At 66.5% G+C, this 16,922-nt stretch carries 21 protein-coding genes; 11 read left to right on the top strand and 10 right to left on the bottom strand.

The features are described from left to right. Positions 1–20: 20 nt before the first annotated feature. Both H8S47_RS15010 and H8S47_RS15015 read right to left on the bottom strand, forming a co-directional pair. Positions 21–275, bottom strand: coding sequence for a DnaJ domain-containing protein (locus H8S47_RS15010; protein WP_187504627.1), 255 nt, complete (start codon positions 273–275; stop codon positions 21–23). Further along, positions 272–1,084, bottom strand: coding sequence for a division plane positioning ATPase MipZ (locus H8S47_RS15015; RefSeq protein ID WP_187504649.1), 813 nt, complete (start codon positions 1,082–1,084; stop codon positions 272–274). The genes H8S47_RS15010 and H8S47_RS15015 overlap by 4 nt, the downstream gene beginning before the upstream one ends. A gap of 81 nt (positions 1,085–1,165) precedes the next feature. Between H8S47_RS15015 and panC the strand changes: the two genes are divergently transcribed. Beyond that, positions 1,166–2,005, top strand: coding sequence for a pantoate--beta-alanine ligase (panC, locus tag H8S47_RS15020; protein ID WP_187504628.1), 840 nt, complete (start codon positions 1,166–1,168; stop codon positions 2,003–2,005). 77 nt (positions 2,006–2,082) lie between these two features. Then, positions 2,083–2,379 carry a sel1 repeat family protein gene (locus H8S47_RS15025; RefSeq protein WP_187504629.1) on the top strand — a complete coding sequence of 99 codons (297 nt, stop codon included), beginning with the start codon at positions 2,083–2,085 and terminating at the stop codon, positions 2,377–2,379. Positions 2,380–2,522: 143 nt separating this feature from the next. Here H8S47_RS15025 and topA read toward each other — a convergent pair whose 3' ends face one another. Next, positions 2,523–5,126, bottom strand: coding sequence for a type I DNA topoisomerase (gene topA / locus H8S47_RS15030; RefSeq protein ID WP_187504630.1), 2,604 nt, complete (start codon positions 5,124–5,126; stop codon positions 2,523–2,525). Between the two features lie 205 nt (positions 5,127–5,331). On the opposite strand from topA, the gene H8S47_RS15035 reads away from it, so the two are divergent. Both H8S47_RS15035 and H8S47_RS15040 read left to right on the top strand, forming a co-directional pair. Beyond that, positions 5,332–5,586, top strand: a complete 255-nt coding sequence (locus tag H8S47_RS15035; RefSeq protein ID WP_187504631.1) for a hypothetical protein — start codon at positions 5,332–5,334, stop codon at positions 5,584–5,586. Beyond that, the gene (locus tag H8S47_RS15040) at positions 5,583–5,849 is read left to right on the top strand and encodes a hypothetical protein (protein WP_187504632.1); all 267 of its coding nucleotides are present in this window, start codon (positions 5,583–5,585) and stop codon (positions 5,847–5,849) included. The genes H8S47_RS15035 and H8S47_RS15040 overlap by 4 nt, the downstream gene beginning before the upstream one ends. A gap of 27 nt (positions 5,850–5,876) precedes the next feature. On the opposite strand, the gene dprA is transcribed toward H8S47_RS15040, so the two are convergent. Continuing rightward, on the bottom strand, positions 5,877–6,974 hold the full coding sequence (dprA, locus tag H8S47_RS15045) for a DNA-processing protein DprA (RefSeq protein ID WP_187504633.1): 1,098 nt from the start codon (positions 6,972–6,974) through the stop codon (positions 5,877–5,879). Beyond that, positions 6,967–7,584, bottom strand: a complete 618-nt coding sequence (gene plsY / locus H8S47_RS15050; protein ID WP_187504634.1) for a glycerol-3-phosphate 1-O-acyltransferase PlsY — start codon at positions 7,582–7,584, stop codon at positions 6,967–6,969. Before plsY ends, dprA begins: the two co-directional genes overlap by 8 nt. A 257-nt stretch (positions 7,585–7,841) precedes the next feature. On the opposite strand from plsY, the gene murI reads away from it, so the two are divergent. Next, entirely contained in the window at positions 7,842–8,630 is a 789-nt protein-coding gene (murI, locus tag H8S47_RS15055; protein ID WP_187504635.1) for a glutamate racemase, read from the top strand. Positions 8,631–8,766: 136 nt separating this feature from the next. Then, positions 8,767–10,029 (top strand): 5-aminolevulinate synthase, encoded by a 1,263-nt coding sequence (gene hemA / locus H8S47_RS15060; RefSeq protein ID WP_187504636.1) that lies wholly within the window; start codon positions 8,767–8,769, stop codon positions 10,027–10,029. Between the two features lie 28 nt (positions 10,030–10,057). Here the strand turns inward: hemA and H8S47_RS15065 are convergent, their stop codons facing one another. Genes H8S47_RS15065 through H8S47_RS15085 form a run of 5 tightly spaced genes read right to left on the bottom strand, consistent with a single transcriptional unit; the run spans position 10,058 to position 12,881 of the window. Further along, complete coding sequence (locus tag H8S47_RS15065) at positions 10,058–10,615, bottom strand: Uma2 family endonuclease (protein WP_187504637.1); 558 nt, start codon at positions 10,613–10,615, stop codon at positions 10,058–10,060. Positions 10,616–10,663: 48 nt separating this feature from the next. Further along, the gene (locus H8S47_RS15070) at positions 10,664–11,140 is read right to left on the bottom strand and encodes a DUF3429 domain-containing protein (protein ID WP_187504638.1); all 477 of its coding nucleotides are present in this window, start codon (positions 11,138–11,140) and stop codon (positions 10,664–10,666) included. Beyond that, positions 11,140–11,892, bottom strand: a complete 753-nt coding sequence (locus H8S47_RS15075) for an anti-sigma factor (RefSeq protein WP_187504639.1) — start codon at positions 11,890–11,892, stop codon at positions 11,140–11,142. The genes H8S47_RS15070 and H8S47_RS15075 overlap by 1 nt, the downstream gene beginning before the upstream one ends. Further along, complete coding sequence (locus H8S47_RS15080; protein WP_187504640.1) at positions 11,885–12,454, bottom strand: sigma-70 family RNA polymerase sigma factor; 570 nt, start codon at positions 12,452–12,454, stop codon at positions 11,885–11,887. Before H8S47_RS15080 ends, H8S47_RS15075 begins: the two co-directional genes overlap by 8 nt. A 10-nt stretch (positions 12,455–12,464) precedes the next feature. Beyond that, positions 12,465–12,881 carry a hypothetical protein gene (locus tag H8S47_RS15085; RefSeq protein WP_187504641.1) on the bottom strand — a complete coding sequence of 139 codons (417 nt, stop codon included), beginning with the start codon at positions 12,879–12,881 and terminating at the stop codon, positions 12,465–12,467. Positions 12,882–13,096: 215 nt separating this feature from the next. On the opposite strand from H8S47_RS15085, the gene rpiB reads away from it, so the two are divergent. The 5 genes from rpiB (at position 13,097) to H8S47_RS15110 (ending at position 16,853) form a co-directional block, all read left to right on the top strand. Next, positions 13,097–13,531 carry a ribose 5-phosphate isomerase B gene (gene rpiB / locus H8S47_RS15090; protein WP_187504642.1) on the top strand — a complete coding sequence of 145 codons (435 nt, stop codon included), beginning with the start codon at positions 13,097–13,099 and terminating at the stop codon, positions 13,529–13,531. Continuing rightward, positions 13,528–14,850, top strand: a complete 1,323-nt coding sequence (gene glyA / locus H8S47_RS15095) for a serine hydroxymethyltransferase (RefSeq protein ID WP_235982945.1) — start codon at positions 13,528–13,530, stop codon at positions 14,848–14,850. The genes rpiB and glyA overlap by 4 nt, the downstream gene beginning before the upstream one ends. A 4-nt stretch (positions 14,851–14,854) precedes the next feature. After that, positions 14,855–15,034: a hypothetical protein gene (locus H8S47_RS15100; protein WP_187504643.1), complete on the top strand. Its 180-nt coding sequence runs from the start codon at positions 14,855–14,857 to the stop codon at positions 15,032–15,034. Further along, the gene (gene nrdR / locus H8S47_RS15105; protein ID WP_056487307.1) at positions 15,035–15,499 is read left to right on the top strand and encodes a transcriptional regulator NrdR; all 465 of its coding nucleotides are present in this window, start codon (positions 15,035–15,037) and stop codon (positions 15,497–15,499) included. It begins immediately after the preceding gene. Positions 15,500–15,728: 229 nt separating this feature from the next. Then, positions 15,729–16,853: a TrmH family RNA methyltransferase gene (locus H8S47_RS15110; protein WP_187504644.1), complete on the top strand. Its 1,125-nt coding sequence runs from the start codon at positions 15,729–15,731 to the stop codon at positions 16,851–16,853. Positions 16,854–16,922 lie beyond the last annotated feature (69 nt).

The raw sequence follows: 16,922 nt of genomic DNA on the forward strand, positions 1-16,922 counted from the left end.
CGAGCCCGGCATGACGGGGGCTAGCGCGCGCGCTTCAGCAACAGGTCGCGCGCCGCGTTCACGCGCCGCGTCAGGTCGGTCGAGCCGCCACGATCGGGGTGAACCGAGGCGATCAGGCGGCGGTGCGCGCTGCGGATCGCGTCGGCGTCTGCGCTGCGGTCGATACCCAAAATCGAGAGGGCCTCGGCTTCATCGGTTACGACACGCTGTTTCGGCTTCGGGCGGAGATAGTGCCACGCCAGCCAAATGAAGACGGCGGCGACGATCCACTTCACGCAGCCACGTCCGGTGCGCGCTCGGCAACGACCTCGGGCAGCTGCAGCGCCGCCATCATCTCGCGCAGTTCCTGGCGCGCGGCGACATGCGCCAGGCCCATGCTGCCGAACGCCTTCGAATCGATCATCGTCAGGCCGGCGGGGAACATCTCGCGGTAGATCACGCGCTCGCCGAGCCCCGGAATGATCCGGAAGCCGACGCGCTTGGCGAGTTGCGCGAGCGCGTCCGACACGCGGCGCATGTTGCGCGCCTCGATGTGCTGGAGGCGGTTGCGCAGCACGACCCAGTCGATCGTCGTGCCGTCGGCGCGCGCGCGCTGCTTCCGCGCATCCCAGATCAATTCGGAATAGAAGCTCGGGCGCGTCACCTGGTACGTCTCGGGATCGACCTGGCCGATCAGATCGAAGTCGACGAAGCTGTCGTTCATCGGCGTGACCAAGGTGTTGGCGAGTGCGGCGGCGGTGCGCGCGAACGGATCGTCGCGACCCGGCGTGTCGACGACCAGGAAGTCCGAGCCTTCGCACAGCGAATGCCACAAGTCCTCGAACTGATCCTCACTCTGGTCCGACAAGGTGGCATGGCGCGGCATCGGCAGGACCGAGCCGTTGCGCTTCATCGTCTCGGCGCGGTTGTCGAGATAGCGGCCGACGGTGCGCTGGCGGTGGTCCAGATCGAGACACGCGACGCGCGCACCCTTGGCTGCGAGCGCGATCGCGACGTGGACCGCGGTCGTCGACTTGCCGGTGCCGCCCTTCTCGTTGGCGAACACGATGACGTGCGTCGAAGCTTGGGGTGAGTCAGGGCCCATGGCCAACGCGCGTTTCCTTATTGATCGAGACTGTCACCCTTCATAGAAGCCGCGACCGCACTTATCGAGTAGGAGTTTCACGTGGACACCGTCCGGGACCTTAATGCGTTGCGCGAAAGCGTCGCCGCCTTCCGTGCGGCGGGGCAGCGCGTCGCGCTCGTCCCGACGATGGGCGCGCTCCACGCCGGCCATGTCGCACTGATCGAGGCGGCGAAGCGGCCGGGCACGAAGGTGGTCGCTTCAATCTTCGTGAACCCGACTCAGTTCGGGCCGAACGAGGATCTGTCGCGCTATCCGCGGCGCGAGATGGCCGATATCCGGATGCTCAACGAGGCGGGGTGCGACCTGCTCTGGCTGCCGTCGGTTGAGACGATGTATCCGGATGGCTTTGCGACCACAGTGCACGTCTCGGGCGTCAGCGACGGGTTCGACGGTGCCTCGCGGCCCGGCCATTTCGACGGCGTCGCGACGGTCGTGTCGAAGCTGTTCAACCAGGTCGAGCCCGTTGCGGCGTATTTCGGCGAGAAGGATTATCAGCAGTTGGCGGTGATCCGGCGGTTCGTGGCGGATCTCGATTTCGCGATCGATATCGTCGGGGTGCCGACTCAGCGCGATGACGATGGTCTCGCGATGTCGTCGCGCAACATCTACCTTGACGACGAGCAGCGTAAGCAGGCGGTGGCCCTGCCCCGCGCGCTGGGTGTCGCCGCGCGGGCGATCGCGAAGGGTGAGGACGTGGAGTCGGTGCTGGACGATGCGCGGACGACGTTGGTCGGGGCGGGGTTCACGATCGATTACGTTGCTTTGGCCGATGCCGAGACGCTGGCGGAGAACCCGGCGGTGGATCGCCCGCGGCGGTTGCTGGCGGCGGCGCGGATGGGCGCGACGCGGCTCATCGATAACATCGCGATAGAGTTGTAAAAAACGATCGTTAACCCATTAACCATTTCGTAGCGGGAATCGCCGCAGTCTGTCCTCACGAACATTGGGGGCAAACCATGCGTAGCAATCTCAAGAGTGCGAATTTCATGATCGAACGCCGTCTGGCGGATGCCGCACGCGGCGACGACCGGGCGTGTTATGAGTTGGGGATGGTGTATTCGACGGGGACGTCGGGCGTCGTCCTCGACCTGATCGAGGCGCATAAGTGGTTCAACCTGGCGGCGGTGTCGGGGAACATCGCGGCGCAGGAATGTCGGGCTGAGATCGCTGAGGACATGACCGCGCGGGAGATTTCGGTGGCACAGCGTGCTGCGCGGGATTGGATGCAGTTGACGCAACGGCGGGCTGCTTGAGCTAGCCTCTCGATCCTCCCCCGCCAGGGGGAGGTGGCACCGAAGGTGACGGAGGGGGAGGATACGGAGCAGAGGTTTCGCTTCCCTCCCCCTCCGTCTGGCAAGTGCCAGCCACCTCCCTCTGGCGGGGGAGGATCGAGCGTTTAGGCTTCGGCTTTCTTCTTTGGGGCGGCTTTCTTGGCGGGGGCCTTTTTGGCCGGAGCCTTCTTCGCTGGCGTCTTTGCCTCAGCCGCGTCCTTGGCCGGGGCCTTCTTCGCCGCCGGCTTCTTGGCGGGCGCCTTCTTCTTCTTCGTCGCCGGGGCCGCCGCAGCCCGCGCGTCAATCAGCGACGCCGCTTCCTCGAGCGTCAGCTGGTCCTTCTCGATCGACTTAGGCAACGTCGCGTTGGTCGTGCCGTCGGTGACGTAGGCGCCGTAACGGCCTTCCATCAGCTTGATCTCGGCCTCGGTGCGCGGATGGTTGCCGAGCACCTTGAGCGGTGCCTGAGCCCCCCGCGCGGTGCGTCCGCCGCCGGCTGCGGCTTCGGCGAGCTTTACGACTGCCGCGTTCATGCCCGTCTCGAACACGTCCGCTGTCGTCTGGAGCCGCGCGTATTTGCCCGCGTGCTTCAGGTACGGGCCGAACTTGCCAATCGTCGAGATGATCGGTTCGCCGGTCTCGGGGTGGTTGCCCACCGTCCGCGGGAGCGACAGCAGCTTGACCGCCCATTCCAGATTCAGCTCGCCGATATCCTTCGGGATCGACGCCATCTTGCGGTCTTCGCCTTCGCCGATTTGCAGATACGGGCCGAAGCGTCCCGACTTGCGCTCGATCGGCTGGCCCGTGTCGGGGTGCGTGCCGAGCGTCGACGGGCCGGCATCCGCTTCGGCGTCGCCGCCGGGTTGCGCGAAACGGCGCGTGTATTTGCACTCGGGATAGTTCGAGCAGGCGATGAAGGCACCGAACTTGCCGCCGCGCAGCGCCAGCTGGCCCTCGCCGCAGTTCGGGCAGAGACGCGGATCGCCGCCGTCCGCCTTGGCGGGGAAGAGGTAGGGCGCGAGGAAGGTGTCGAGCTCGGCGGTGATCGCCGACGGCTGCTGCTCCATCACCTCGTTGGTGCGCGGCTTGAAATCGCGCCAAAACGCGTCGAGCACCGACTGCCACTGCGCGCGGCCACCGGAGACGTCGTCGAGTTCCTCCTCCAGCTCGGCGGTGTAGTCGTAGCCGACGTACTTTTCGAAGAAGCGTTCGAGGAACGCCGTCACCAGCCGGCCGGATTCCTCGGCGAAGAAGCGGTTCTTCTCGATCCGGACGTACGCGCGGTCCTTCAGCGTCTTGATGATCGACGCGTAGGTGGACGGCCGGCCGATGCCGAGTTCCTCCATCCGCTTGACCAGCGAGGCTTCGGAGAAGCGGGGCGGCGGCTGGGTGAAGTGCTGCTCGGCGTCGACCTTCTTCTTGGCCGGCGCATCGCCTTCGCGCATCCGTGGCAGGCGACGCGCGTCCTCGTCGGCGGAGTCATCCGATCCCTCCTCGTACAGCGCGAGGTAGCCGGGGAAGAGCACGACCTGGCCGGTGGCGCGCAGGATGTTGCGGCCGGTGCCGTCGGCCATCTCGACCGTGGTGCGCTCCATGCGGGCGGACGCCATCTGGCTGGCGAGCGCGCGCTTGAAGATCAGGTCGTAGAGCCGCGCGTGATCGCCGCCGCCGGCCTTGTCCTTCGAGAAGTCGGTCGGGCGGATCGCCTCATGCGCTTCCTGCGCGTTCTTCGCCTTCGACTGGTACTGGCGCGGCTTGTCGGGGACATAGCTCGCGTCGAAGCGGTTCGCGACGGCGAGGCGCGCGGCCGAAATCGCGCTGCCGTCCATCTGCACGCCGTCGGTACGCATATAGGTGATCGCACCGTCTTCATAGAGGCCCTGCGCGATCCGCATCGTGTGATCGGCCGAGAAGCCGAGTTTCCGCGAGGCTTCCTGCTGCAAGGTCGAGGTCGTGAACGGCGGCGGCGGGTTGCGACCGGCGGGCTTGGTCTCGACCGACTGGACCGAGAAATTGCCGTCGAGCACCGCCTGCTTGGCGCGCAGGGCATCGCCTTCGTTGCCGATCGACAAGCGGTCGAGCTTGTTGCCCTCGAACTGCGTCAGGCGCGACGTGAACGCGGTGCCGTCATGCTCCATGTCGGCCGTCACCGACCAATATTCCTGCGGCTTAAAGACGTCGATCTCGCGCTCGCGCTGGACGATCAGGCGGAGCGACACCGATTGCACCCGGCCGGCCGACTTGGCGCCGGGCAGCTTGCGCCACAGCACGGGCGAGAGCGTGAAGCCGACCAGATAATCGAGCGCACGGCGGGCGCGGTAGGCGTCGATCAGATCGTCGTCGAGCTCGCGCGGGTTCTTCATCGCCTCGGTGACGGTGGCCTTGGTGATCGCGTTGAAGGTGACGCGCTCGACCTCCTTGGGCAGCGCCTTCCGTGCCCGCAGCACTTCACGAACGTGCCACGAGATCGCCTCGCCCTCGCGATCGGGATCGGTCGCGAGGATCAGGCGGTCGGCGAGCTTCGCCAGATCGGTGATCGCTTTCAGCTGCTTCGACTTGTCCGCGTAATTCTCCCACGTCATCGCGAACGCATCGTCGGGATCGACCGAGCCGTCCTTGGGCGGCAGGTCGCGGACATGGCCGTAGCTGGCCAGGACGCGGTAATCGCTGCCCAGATACTTCTCGATGGTTTTGGCCTTGGCAGGCGATTCGACGATGACAAGCTGCATGGGGAAACCGGGGTCCTTACGTGTACGCGTACGAGGGTGGCGGCGTCGGGGTAGTGCCGTCAACCCGGAGAGGGCTCAAGATCGACCGACGCGGGATGCGACCGTCGGTGCGGGTTTTCCAGAGGGGCATCGTGCGAAGGAGTAATCGGAGGGCGGGGTATTTCCCGGATTATGAATACGTTGCTCGCACACTATCGATGTCGGCATGATGACAGTAAAAGATCCCCGTTCATCGTCTTCGATCGAAATAGGCGCGGAGATCGTTACAATTGCGGTCGTCCATGAATCCAGTTCATCCGCCGATGCTTCGGATCATTCGCGTGTTTTCCGTCCCGCTCCGTGGTTTCCAAAGCGCGATGTGTCTTTCCGGCAGGGGCTTGCCGTGCGGGCGGATCGTCACGGTTTGCTGCCTGAACTCGGAAGTGACGGCGTCGCGTCTGGCAAGGATGATCTAGCGTGACCCGACATGACCTCGCCGTCGCGAAATGGAAGTGTTCGTTCCTCGCCAAGAAGATCGTCGTTCTCCGCCAGTCGGCCGCAGAGCCGCATATCCTCGGTTTGATAGCCCTGCATCAGAGCGAACTGGACCAGTTGCTTGCGGCTATCGCAACGTCGCATGATGCCAAGGATTGGGCGGCCGGCTGGGCAGGTGCTGATACGCAGACGGACGACCAGCAGCCTCGTGGCGGTCCGCTAGGATCGGGGCAGGACCCTGTCGGGTGATGCCAACCCGAGCCGGTTTTTGCCGGACTAGAGCATGCTCGCGCGGCCTCCGGCGTGGCGCTCCAGCCGGCCGCCGAGTTCGAGCTCAAGTAACACCGTGTGGACGACCGACGGGCTCAGATGCGACTGGCGGATGAGTTCGTCGATCGCGACAGGGACCGGACCGAGCAGGTCGGCGATCCGCTGGCGGTCGGTGTCGCTCGCGTCTTCGGGCGGCGAGGCGGCGTAGGCGTCGATCGGGGAGCGCACGGAGCGTGGATCGAACGGACGAATCTGTTCGAGGATGTCGGCCGCCGATTGTACCAGCGTGGCGCCCTCGCGGATCAGCAGGTTGCAGCCCTGCGCGCGGGGATCGAGCGGGCTGCCGGGGACGGCCATGACTTCGCGGCCGGATTCGTTGGCGAGGCGCGCGGTGATCAGCGAGCCGGATTTGGGGACGGCCTCGACCACCACCGTGCCGATCGCGAGGCCGGCGATGATGCGGTTGCGCGAGGGGAAGTTGCGCGCTTTCGGCTCGGTGCCGGGGGGCTGTTCGGCGAGTAGTACGCCTTCGGTGGCGACTCGCTCCTGCAACGCGGTGTTGTCGGGCGGGTAGGCGATGTCGATGCCGCTGGCGATCACGCCGATCGTGCCGCCGCTGGAACCGCCGCCCAACGCGCCGATATGGGCGGCCGTGTCGATCCCGCGGGCAAGGCCTGAGACGACCGTCGTGCCTTCCTCGGCGAGTTGCAGCGCGAGTTGGCGGGCGAAGCGGCAGGCGGCGGCGGAGGCGTTGCGTGCGCCGACCATTGCGATGCAGGGGCGGCTGGCGTGGGTGATGTCGCCGCGGAAGATGAGGGCTGGCGGGGCCGTCTCGATCTCGGCGAGCAGGCGGGGATACTCGGCGTCGTCGAGAAAGAGGTAGCGCGCGCCGAGTTTCGTGGTGGTGGCGATCTCGCGTTCGGCCATCGCGACGTCGGCGATACGGGGGCTGCGGCCGCCACCGCCACCGCGTTGGGCGAGCATGGGGAGCGCCTCGATCGCGGCGTCCGCGCTGCCGAAGCGGGCGATGAGCTGGCGATAGGTGACCGGTCCGATCCCGGTCGTGCGGATGAGCCGAAGACGTGAGACCGTCGGGTCAGTCACCCGGTGATCGTTTTGAGCGGCCGATGCGCGGCTCGGTGCCCGAGAACAGGCGCTCGACGTTCTCGCGGTGCTTCCAGAAGACGATCAGCGCTAGCGCGAGCAGCAGCAGGACGAGGTCGAACCGGCCGAACAAGGCGGCGGCAAACGGCGCGCTGAGTGCGGCGGCCATGCCTGCGACCGAGGATATGCGCAGGCCCGCGAGCAGGCCGAGCCAGACGACCGCATAGACCAGCCCGAGCGGCCAATGGAGCGCGACGACGATGCCCATGAGCGTGGCGACGCCCTTGCCGCCCTTGAACTTCAGCCAGACCGGGTAGCAATGGCCGATGAACGCACCGGCGGCCGCGAGCAGGGCGTTACCGGGGAACAGGTGTGCGACCAGCAGGACGGCGACCGCGCCCTTGGCCATGTCGAGCAGCAGGGTCGCGGCGGCGAGGCCTTTCCGACCGGTGCGCAGGACGTTGGTCGCGCCGATGTTGCCCGAGCCGATCGTGCGCAGATCGCCCGCACCGCCGAGCCGCGTGAGGATGACGCCGAACGGGATCGAGCCGAGCAGATAGCTGAGCACGAGCGATAGCGTGGGCGCGACCCAGAGAATTTCCGTCTGCAAGTATGTCCCCCGTTCTGGCGGTGCTTATAAACGACGCGGGGCGGACGGCAAATGGCGTGAGTTTGAGAGGAAGCGCGCGCTTGGAACCAAGGTCGACGCGCTCCCCTCCCTGGAAGGGAGGGGCTGGGGGTGGGTAGGCCCGCTCGTGCCGCGACCGTCTGAACATGCGGAAGCCGACCCACCCCTAACCCCTCCCTTCCAGGGAGGGGGATCTGTTGCTCTGGTTTACGGGGGGCAGTTCGTCCTAAAGGCCGGACATGGACACGCGCCCCATCCTGTTCTTCGATTCCGGCGTCGGCGGGCTGTCGATCGTCGGCCCGGCGCGCGCGGCGCTGCCCGATGCGCCGTTCGTCTACGCCGCCGATTCGGCCGGCTTCCCCTACGGGACAAAGAGCGAGGCGGAGATCGCGGCGCGGGTGCCGGTGCTGCTCGGGCGGCTGGCGGAGCGGTATCGGCCGCGGTTGATCGTGATCGCCTGCAACACCGCGTCGACGATCGCGCTCCCGGTAGTGCGCGCGGCGCTCGACCTGCCGGTGGTGGGGACGGTGCCGGCGATCAAGCCCGCCGCGCTGCTGTCGAAGACGCGGACGATCGGCGTGCTGGGGACCGAGGCGACCGTGCGGCAGGCGTATGTCGATGATCTCGCAGCGAAATTCGCGGGCGATTGCACGGTGCTGCGCTACGGCTCGGCGGCTTTGGTCGAGATGGCGGAGGCCAAGCTGCACGGCCGGCCGGTCGCGCCGGAACGCTATGCGGCGGTGCTCGACGGGTTGTTCTCGCAGCCGGGGGGCGAGCGGATCGACGTGATCGTCAATGCGTGCACGCATTTTCCGCTGGTCGAGGCGGAGTTGGCCGCGGCGGCGCCCGGTGTGCGGTTCGTCGACGGTGGTCCCGGGATCGCGCGGCGGATCGTGCACCTGATGCAGGGCGAATCATGGTCGGGAGCGGGGGGGGGGATCGCCGTCTTCACTCGGTTGGGCGACGACGAATGCGCGCTCGGACCCGCCTTGGCGGTGCGGGGATTTGCGCGGATCGAGCAGCTTTAAGCGTTAACCTGGGACAATCTGGCACCTTGCTTCGCGGGAGCATCGTGGCAATGTGCTGCCAGGACGAGGAAAGCGATCACCGTAAGAGCGGTATTACGCTGGAACTGAGTGAAAGTGAGGCGTAGTGCCCAAGGCCATGAGTATCGACGGCAAAACGGCAACGGACGGCGTCAGCGGTCCGCGAGTCGATTATTCGCGCGTGTTCACGCAGGCGATCGACCGGTTGCATGCCGAAGGGCGCTACCGCGTGTTCATCGACATCCTCCGCAACAAGGGCGCGTTTCCGAACGCGCGCTGTTTCGCGGGGCATAACGGGCCGAAGCCGATCACGGTGTGGTGCTCGAACGATTACCTCGCGATGGGCCAGCATCCCAAGGTTATCGCAGCGATGGAAGAAGCGCTGCACGACGTCGGTGCGGGCTCGGGCGGCACGCGCAACATCGGCGGCAACACGCATTACCATGTCGACCTGGAGGGCGAACTCGCCGATCTGCACGGCAAGGAAGCGGCGTTGCTGTTCACCAGCGGCTATGTCTCGAACGAGGCGACGCTGGCGACCTTGGCGAAGGTGCTGCCGGGCTGCATCATCTTTTCAGACGAGTTGAACCACGCGTCGATGATCGCGGGCATCCGTAACTCGGGATGCGAGAAGCGCGTGTTCCGCCACAACGACCTCGTGCATCTCGAAGAATTGCTGGCCGCGGAAGATCCTGCCGTGCCGAAGTTGATCGCGTTCGAGAGCGTGTATTCGATGGAGGGCGACATCGCGCCGATCTCGGCGGTGTGCGATCTCGCCGACCGATACAACGCGCTGACCTATTGCGACGAAGTCCATGCGGTCGGGATGTACGGCGCACGGGGCGGCGGGATTTCGGAGCGGGACGAGGTCGCGCACCGGATCACGATTCTCGAGGGTACGCTGGGCAAGGCGTTCGGCGTGATGGGGGGCTACATTGCCGCCGATCGCACGATCGTCGACGTGATCCGGTCGTATGCGCCTGGGTTCATCTTCACGACGTCGCTGTCGCCGGTGCTGGTTGCCGGCGTGCTCGCGAGCGTGCGGCATCTGAAAAGCTCGAGCGTCGAGCGCGAGGGGCAGCAGGCGTCTGCTGCAATGCTGAAGGCGATGCTCAAGGACGCCGGGCTGCCGGTGATGATCGGCGATACGCACATCGTGCCGCTGATGGTTGGCGATCCGGTCAAGGCGAAGAAGATCAGCGACGTGTTGCTTGCCGAATACGGCGTGTACGTGCAGCCGATCAACTATCCGACGGTGCCGCGCGGCACGGAGCGGCTGCGGTTCACGCCTGGGCCTGCGCATACCGAGGCGATGATGCGCGAACTGACCGATGCGCTGGTGGAGATTTGGAGCCGGTTGGATCTGCGCAAGGCTGCCTGAGGCCGAACTTGCCTGCGCTGGCGGGCTTTTAGTCGATGGTGATGGTGCCGTCTGTATCAGGAACGGCGACAGGTTCGCCGAACCCTACCGAGTGGAACCGCGTGTAATCGCCCTCGACGGGGCTGGCGTAGATGTGGACGACAGACCGGGCGCCGTCGACGACCCAGTAATGCGGGATCCCGCAGCGCCCATAGGCGAAGCGCTTCACCGTGGTATCGCGTGCGACCGACGTTTCCGCGACTTCGATGACGAGCAGGAATGCGTTGGCGACCGGTAGGCGGTTACCTTCGACCGGCTCACGCAACACGGCCACGTCGAAGCCGAGTACGGTATCGTTGCCGAGATCGACGGCGACCCCACCTATAATCCGCGCTTCCGGAAGCAGATCCGAAAGGCGGATGCCGATCTTGGCTTGGCGCGCGGCATGGCTTGCCAAAGGTAGGTCCATCCGTTCGAGTTCCCTATCGACCAGCTCGATCTTCATGTCGTCGAACGCGCCGGACTCACCCATGCGGACAAACTCGGCGATCGTGAAACGCGCCTTCGCCTGCCGGTCGGTGCGGGGACTCACGGCAAATGTCATCATGCCCGATTCATACCACGAACCAGGTGTCCCTACGACTCGCGAGCGGGATTAAAGCGCGGCGGCGAGCATCGTCAGGACGCCGAGGCCGAGCGACAAGGGCACGCGCAACGTCATCCAGCCGGGTGGAGCGATACCGGAACGAACGAGGGCGCGGTCGACAAGCAATGCACCGACCAGGCTGATGCCGAGCACGACCAGCGAAGGGCCGGGCCAGCGCAGGCCGACCATCCAGGGCCAGGCGGTCGCCAGCGCGATCAGGGAGGGGGCGACGCTGGCGAACCAGAGCCAGCGGGGCGGTGAGTCGGTGCGCGCGGCGAGGCCCCACCACAGGCCGCCGAGGAAGCTCAGGATCAGCGCGGCATAGGCGTATGCGATCGCCAGCGCGGAGTAGCGGCTTTGCGGATCGCCGCTCAGCAACAGCGCGACTGCAGCCAGCTGCGGGAGAAGGCCGCTCAGCCCCAGCAGGCGCGCGATCGGCGGGATGCCGCCGGTCGCGGGCTCACGATACGGCGGTCGCGCGGTCATCAGACGCGCGCGACGACACCGGTGGCGACGACCGGTCCGGTCGGCAAGCCGGTCGGCGAGCCGCCGCGGGGTTCGACCGAGATAGCAAGCGTGGCGCCCGGAGCGATGCGACCGCGGTTGACGCCCTTCGGCGCGAGCGAGGTCGGCTGGGCAGAGAGCAGGCCGAGCGAATGCGGTACGCCATCGCCGCCGATCACCCAAAGCTCCGCGACGTGCGCGCGCGGGACGCCGGGGCCTGCCGCAACCCGAAGCGCGCCGTTGGCGGGATCATAGACCGCGGCGATGGGCGACTTCGCATCGCCGAGCATCGCGACGAGCACGCTGGACGGCCGAGGAACCGGGGTCGGTTGCGACACCGGTACGGTCGGCTCGGGGCGGAGCATGACGAACAGGAGCAGGCACGCCGCGATCGCGCTGGTGAAGGCTGCAAGCGCCGGCCACGGGAAGCGGCTGATCTTGGCAGGCCCCGCCGTACCGATAGCCGTCGTGCCGTTCGTCGTCGTACCGGTCGCCACGCCGTCGAGGCTGGCTTCGATTCGCGCGGCGACGTGAGACGGCGCGGCGCGTTCGGGCCACAGGTCGAACAATACGGCCAGCCGCGACCGCCACCATTCGACCTGTGCAGCAAAACCGGGTTCGGCGAGTACGCGACGCAGAGCCACGCTCCGCTCCTCGCCTTCGAGTAGCCCGAGCGCGAGTTCGGCGGCCGCCACATCTTGGGGCACGCCAGTATCGATGGTCGGATCAGCCATCGAGACAATCCTTCAGGCGAGCGAGGCCGCGGCGGACCCAGCTCTTCATCGTGCCCAGCGGCACGGCGCGCTTGATCGCGAGTTCGGCATAGGTGATGCCGTCGAAGAACGCGGTGCGGATCGCGTCGCGCTGCTGCGGTTCGAGACCGTTCAGGCACTCGATCAGTTCGCGCGACGACTCACTCGCCAGCAACGTCGCTTCGGCACCCTCGCCGGGATCGGCGATGTCGGGCGCGTCGTCGAGCGGGCTGGTACGGCGGACGCCCTGCGCGCGCTGCCAGTCGATGGCGCGGTTGCGCGCGATCGTCGCCAACCAGGTTATCGGGCTCGCGCGACCGGGTTCCCAGGCACCGGCGCGTTTCCAGATCGTGAGATAGACCTCGTGCAGCACATCCTCCGCGGCTTGGGCGTTGCCGCAGATACGGTGGGTGATGCCGAAAAGCTTCGCGCTGGTCAGCGTATAGAGTTCGCGAAACGCGTCGCGATCTTCCTGACCGGTACGCAGCAGCACCTCGGAGAGATGCGCGCGGGCGGCGTCTGCGTCTGGATAGGCTCGGGTCACGACAGCGAACCTAGCGGCTAAGTCCGTCGCGGCAATAGCCTTCGCCGGGCTTTACCGTGAGGCAGTCGGTTTTGCCCGACAGATATTTCAGCTCGGTCGCATCGCCGTCGGTCGGGCGCAGGGTTTCGGGAATGTCGTTGCGGATGAACGTGATGGTTCTGCCGTTCGCGGTGCCGTCGAATGTGCCCTTGTGATCGAGGTCCCATTGCATCGTGAGGTCGTAGTGACCGGGCGCGCCGGCATGCGCGATATCGAGGACCATGCCCTCCACTCCGATCCAGCGGCCGGTATAGTCGCGCGGCGCCGATGTGGTCGTCTTGCGCTCGATCGAGCCTGCCGACGTCATGTTGCCGTCGCCGCTGGTGTCGGGGGCGGGGCCCGAGCAGGCGGCGAGCGCTACGGTTGCGAGCAGGGTAAGGGCTTTCATGGACGTCTCCTTCACGGTCGGCGTTCAGCGTGGATGCCGACCTTAGCGCGTCATCCTGACGAAAGTCAGGACCCAGAGCCACGGGTGATGCGCTATGTTACTCTGCGTCCTGACATTCGTCAGGATGACGAAGCCGCTGCGAACAGGTGTGGCAAATCCCGGCTCACGCCGGTATGGGGCTGGGCACCCGATCTCCCGTCACAGGAATACGCCAGGTGCGCATCGCCATCGCGTCCGATCACGCCGCCGTTTCGTTGAAAGCGGTGCTTGCCGCCTGGCTGCGCGAGGCGGGGCATGACGTGCTCGATCTCGGTCCCGAAGGCTCCGCCAGCGTCGACTACCCCGATTATGGTTACAAACTCGCGTCGGCGATCGCCGATGGCAGCGCGGAACGCGGCATCGCGCTGTGCGGCTCCGGGATCGGCATCTCGATCGCCGCTAACCGCAACCCCGCCTGCCGCTGCGCACTCGTTTCCGAACCGCTGTCGGCGAGCCTCGCCCGTGTGCATAACGACGCCAACGCCATCGCGATGGGCGCGCGCCTGATCGGCGAGGAAATGGCCAAGGCGTGCGTCGAAGCGTTTCTCACCGCCGATTTCGCCGGCGGCCGTCATCAACTCCGTGTCGACAAGTTAAAGGTCCCCGCATGAGCACCCAGCCCGAAACCCTCCAGCGCGAACTCCACGACGTCCAGCCGGACGGCTTCTTTACGCGCACTCTGGCCGATGCGGACGCTGCCGTGTTCGCCGGCGTCGAGGCCGAACTCGAACGCGAGCAGACGCAGATCGAGCTGATCGCGAGCGAGAACATCGTCTCGAAGGCAGTGCTCGAGGCGCAGGGCTCGGTGTTCACGAACAAATACGCCGAAGGCTATCCGGGCAAGCGCTATTACCAGGGCTGCGCGCCGTCCGACGTGGTCGAGACGCTCGCGATCGAGCGCGCCAAGCAGATCTTCGGCTGCGGGTTCGTCAACGTGCAGCCGCATTCGGGCGCGCAGGCGAACGGCGCGGTGATGCTGGCGCTGGTCAAGCCGGGCGATACGATCCTCGGCATGAGCCTCGATGCGGGTGGTCACCTGACGCATGGTGCGAAGCCGGCGATGTCGGGCAAGTGGTTCAACGCCATTCAATACGGCGTCGATGCGACCACGCACCTGATCGACTATGACCAGGTCGAGGCGCTGGCCGTCGAGCATCAGCCCAAACTGATCATCGCGGGCGGCTCGGCCTATCCGCGAACGATTGACTTCGCGCGCTTCCGGGCGATCGCGGACAAGGTCGGCGCGTATTTCATGGTCGACATGGCGCATTTCGCCGGCATCGTCGCCGCCGGCCTGCACCCGACGCCGTTCGGCCACGCGCATGTCGTGACGACCACCACGCACAAGACGCTGCGGGGCCCGCGTGGCGGCATGATCATGACCAACGACGAGGCGCTGGCGAAGAAGTTCAACTCGGCGGTGTTCCCAGGCCTCCAGGGCGGGCCGCTGATGCATGTGATCGCGGCGAAGGCGGTCGCGTTCGGCGAGGCGTTGCAGCCCGACTTCAAGAGCTACATCGCGGCGGTCGTCGAGAACGCGAAGGTACTCGCGGCGACGCTCAAGGAGCGCGGCTCGGACGTCGTCTCGGGCGGCACCGACACGCATCTGGCACTGATCGACCTCACGCCGCTCGGCATCACCGGGCGCGATGCGGACGAGGCGCTGGAGCGCGCGGGGATCACCTGCAACAAGAACGGCATCCCCAACGATCCGCTGCCGCCGGTCAAGACCAGCGGCATCCGCGTCGGCTCGCCCGCGGGTACGACGCGCGGCTTCGGCCCGGCCGAGTTCCGCGAGATCGGCAACATGGTCGCCGACGTGCTGGACGGCCTCGCGAAAAAGGGCGAGCATGGGGACCCTGACGTCGAAGCGGACGTTCGGACCCGGGTGCGGGCCCTGTGCGCGCGCTTCCCGATCTATCAAGGATAACGCCATGTCGAAGTTCGATGACCTCCAGAACGACGTGAAGAGCACGCCCGGCCTTGGCAAGAGCATGGCCAAGTGGAGCGCACTCGGCGCAGTCGTCGCGATCCCGGTGCCGGTGGTCGGCCCGATCTTCGGCGCACTCGCGGGCGCGGGCTACGCCTATTACAAGGGCAAGAAGAAGGTCTGAATGCGCTGCCCCTTTTGCGGACATGAAGACAGCCAGGTAAAGGACAGCCGCCCCACCGAAGACGGGGCGGCGATCCGGCGTCGGCGCCAATGCGAGGGGTGCGCGGCGCGTTTCACGACGTTCGAGCGCATCCAATTGCGCGAGCTGTTCGTGTTGAAGAGCGAGGGGCGGCGGGAGCCGTTTGACCGGGAAAAGCTACTCCGGTCCTTGTCGATCGCGACCAGGAAGCGGGCGATCGAGGCGGGGCGGATCGAGAAGCTGGTGAGCGGGATCCAGCGGCGGCTGGAGACGCTCGGGGAGAACGATGTCACGTCGAAGCGGATTGGCGAGATGGTGATGGACGGGCTCAAGGGGCTCGATTCGGTGGCGTATATCCGGTTTGCGAGTGTGTACCGGGATTTCAGCGAGGCGAAGGACTTCGAGGCTTTTGCCGGGAGTGTTGAGGAGGTTGGGCGGGCGGAGTGATCTGGGGTTGTCCTTCGATACACGCTCTCGACTTCGCTCGATCGCTACTCGAGACGAACGGATTGAAGTGAACAGCTGGGGGGCGGTAGATTGGGGTGAGGCCCGCCCCCCGATCGACGAGTCCGCAGCCACACCCCGCTACGTCATCGCGCCCGCCACCCCTACTCCCGTTCGTCCCGAGTAGACGTCGAGCTTGTCGAGACGGCGTATCGAGGGATAAGCCGCAATCATGACATTCTGGGCCTATGTGGTGCGCTGCGCCGACGACAGTTATTACACCGGACACACTGACGATCTGGAGAGAAGGATCGGCCAGCACAACCTCGGCGAGATTCCGGGCTACACGCAGACCCGGCGTCCGGTGACGCTCATGTGGAGCCAGGAATTCCCTTCGCGGCAAGAAGCGCTCGCGGCGGAGTTTCAGGTTAAGGACTGGTCGCGGAAGAAGAAGGAGGCGCTGTTCCGCGACGACTGGGCGGCGGTGTCGGCGGCGGCGCGGAAGCCGACGCATTCGGAACCTGCCCCTCGATACGAGGTCTCGACAAGCTCGACCTCTACTCGGGACGAACGGGAAGGGGGGGGCGAGCAGGCTGCTATGGATGGGGCAGGGATGGCCAGCGCCTCTACCCCACCCCCCGTCATTGTCCTCGTCCGCCCCCAACTCGGCGAGAACATCGGCAAGGCCGCGCGCGCCATGCTAAACTTCGGCCTCACCGAAATGCGCCTCGTCTCCCCCAGAGACGGCTGGCCCAACCCCTCCGCCGGCCCGGCCGCCAGCGGCGCCGACATCGTCCTGCAAAACGCGCAGGTCTACGACAGCGTCGCCGCCGCCACCGCCGACTGCGCGCAGGTGTACGCGACAACGGTCCGCAAGCGCGGCGTCACAAAGCCGGTCGTGACCCCCGAACAGGCCGCGACCGAGATCCACGCCGCGCCCGGCCGCTCCGCGATCCTGTTCGGGCCCGAGCGCTCGGGCCTCGAAACCGACGACGTCGCGGTCGCACGGACGATCATCACGGTGCCGATCAATCCGGAGTTCGGCTCGCTAAACCTCGCTCAGGCCGTGATCCTGGTCGCGTATGAATGGTCGAAGGGCTTGACTGCCGATCGCGAGCTGTCGCAGCCGTCGATCAACCCGATCATGCCGCCTGCGCCGCAGGAGGAGCTCGACGGGATGATCGGACAGCTCGATGCGATGCTGATGGGGGCTGGGTTCTTCCACCTGCCCGACAAGATGCAGTCGACGCGGCGGACGCTGCGGACGTTGCTGACGAAACCGGGCTGGTCGAGCCAGGAAGTCCGGACGATGCGCGGCGTGCTGTCGTCGCTCGCGGGGAAGAAGCCGCGGGCGTGATTTTCACCCCTCCCTGGAAGGGAGGGGCCGGGGTGGGTCGGCTGCTTGGCGGGCGGGGCGGCAGTTACG

Origin of the sequence: Sphingomonas albertensis, assembly GCF_014358075.1 — a bacterium.
GTDB classification, from domain to species: Bacteria; Pseudomonadota; Alphaproteobacteria; order Sphingomonadales; family Sphingomonadaceae; genus Sphingomonas; species Sphingomonas albertensis.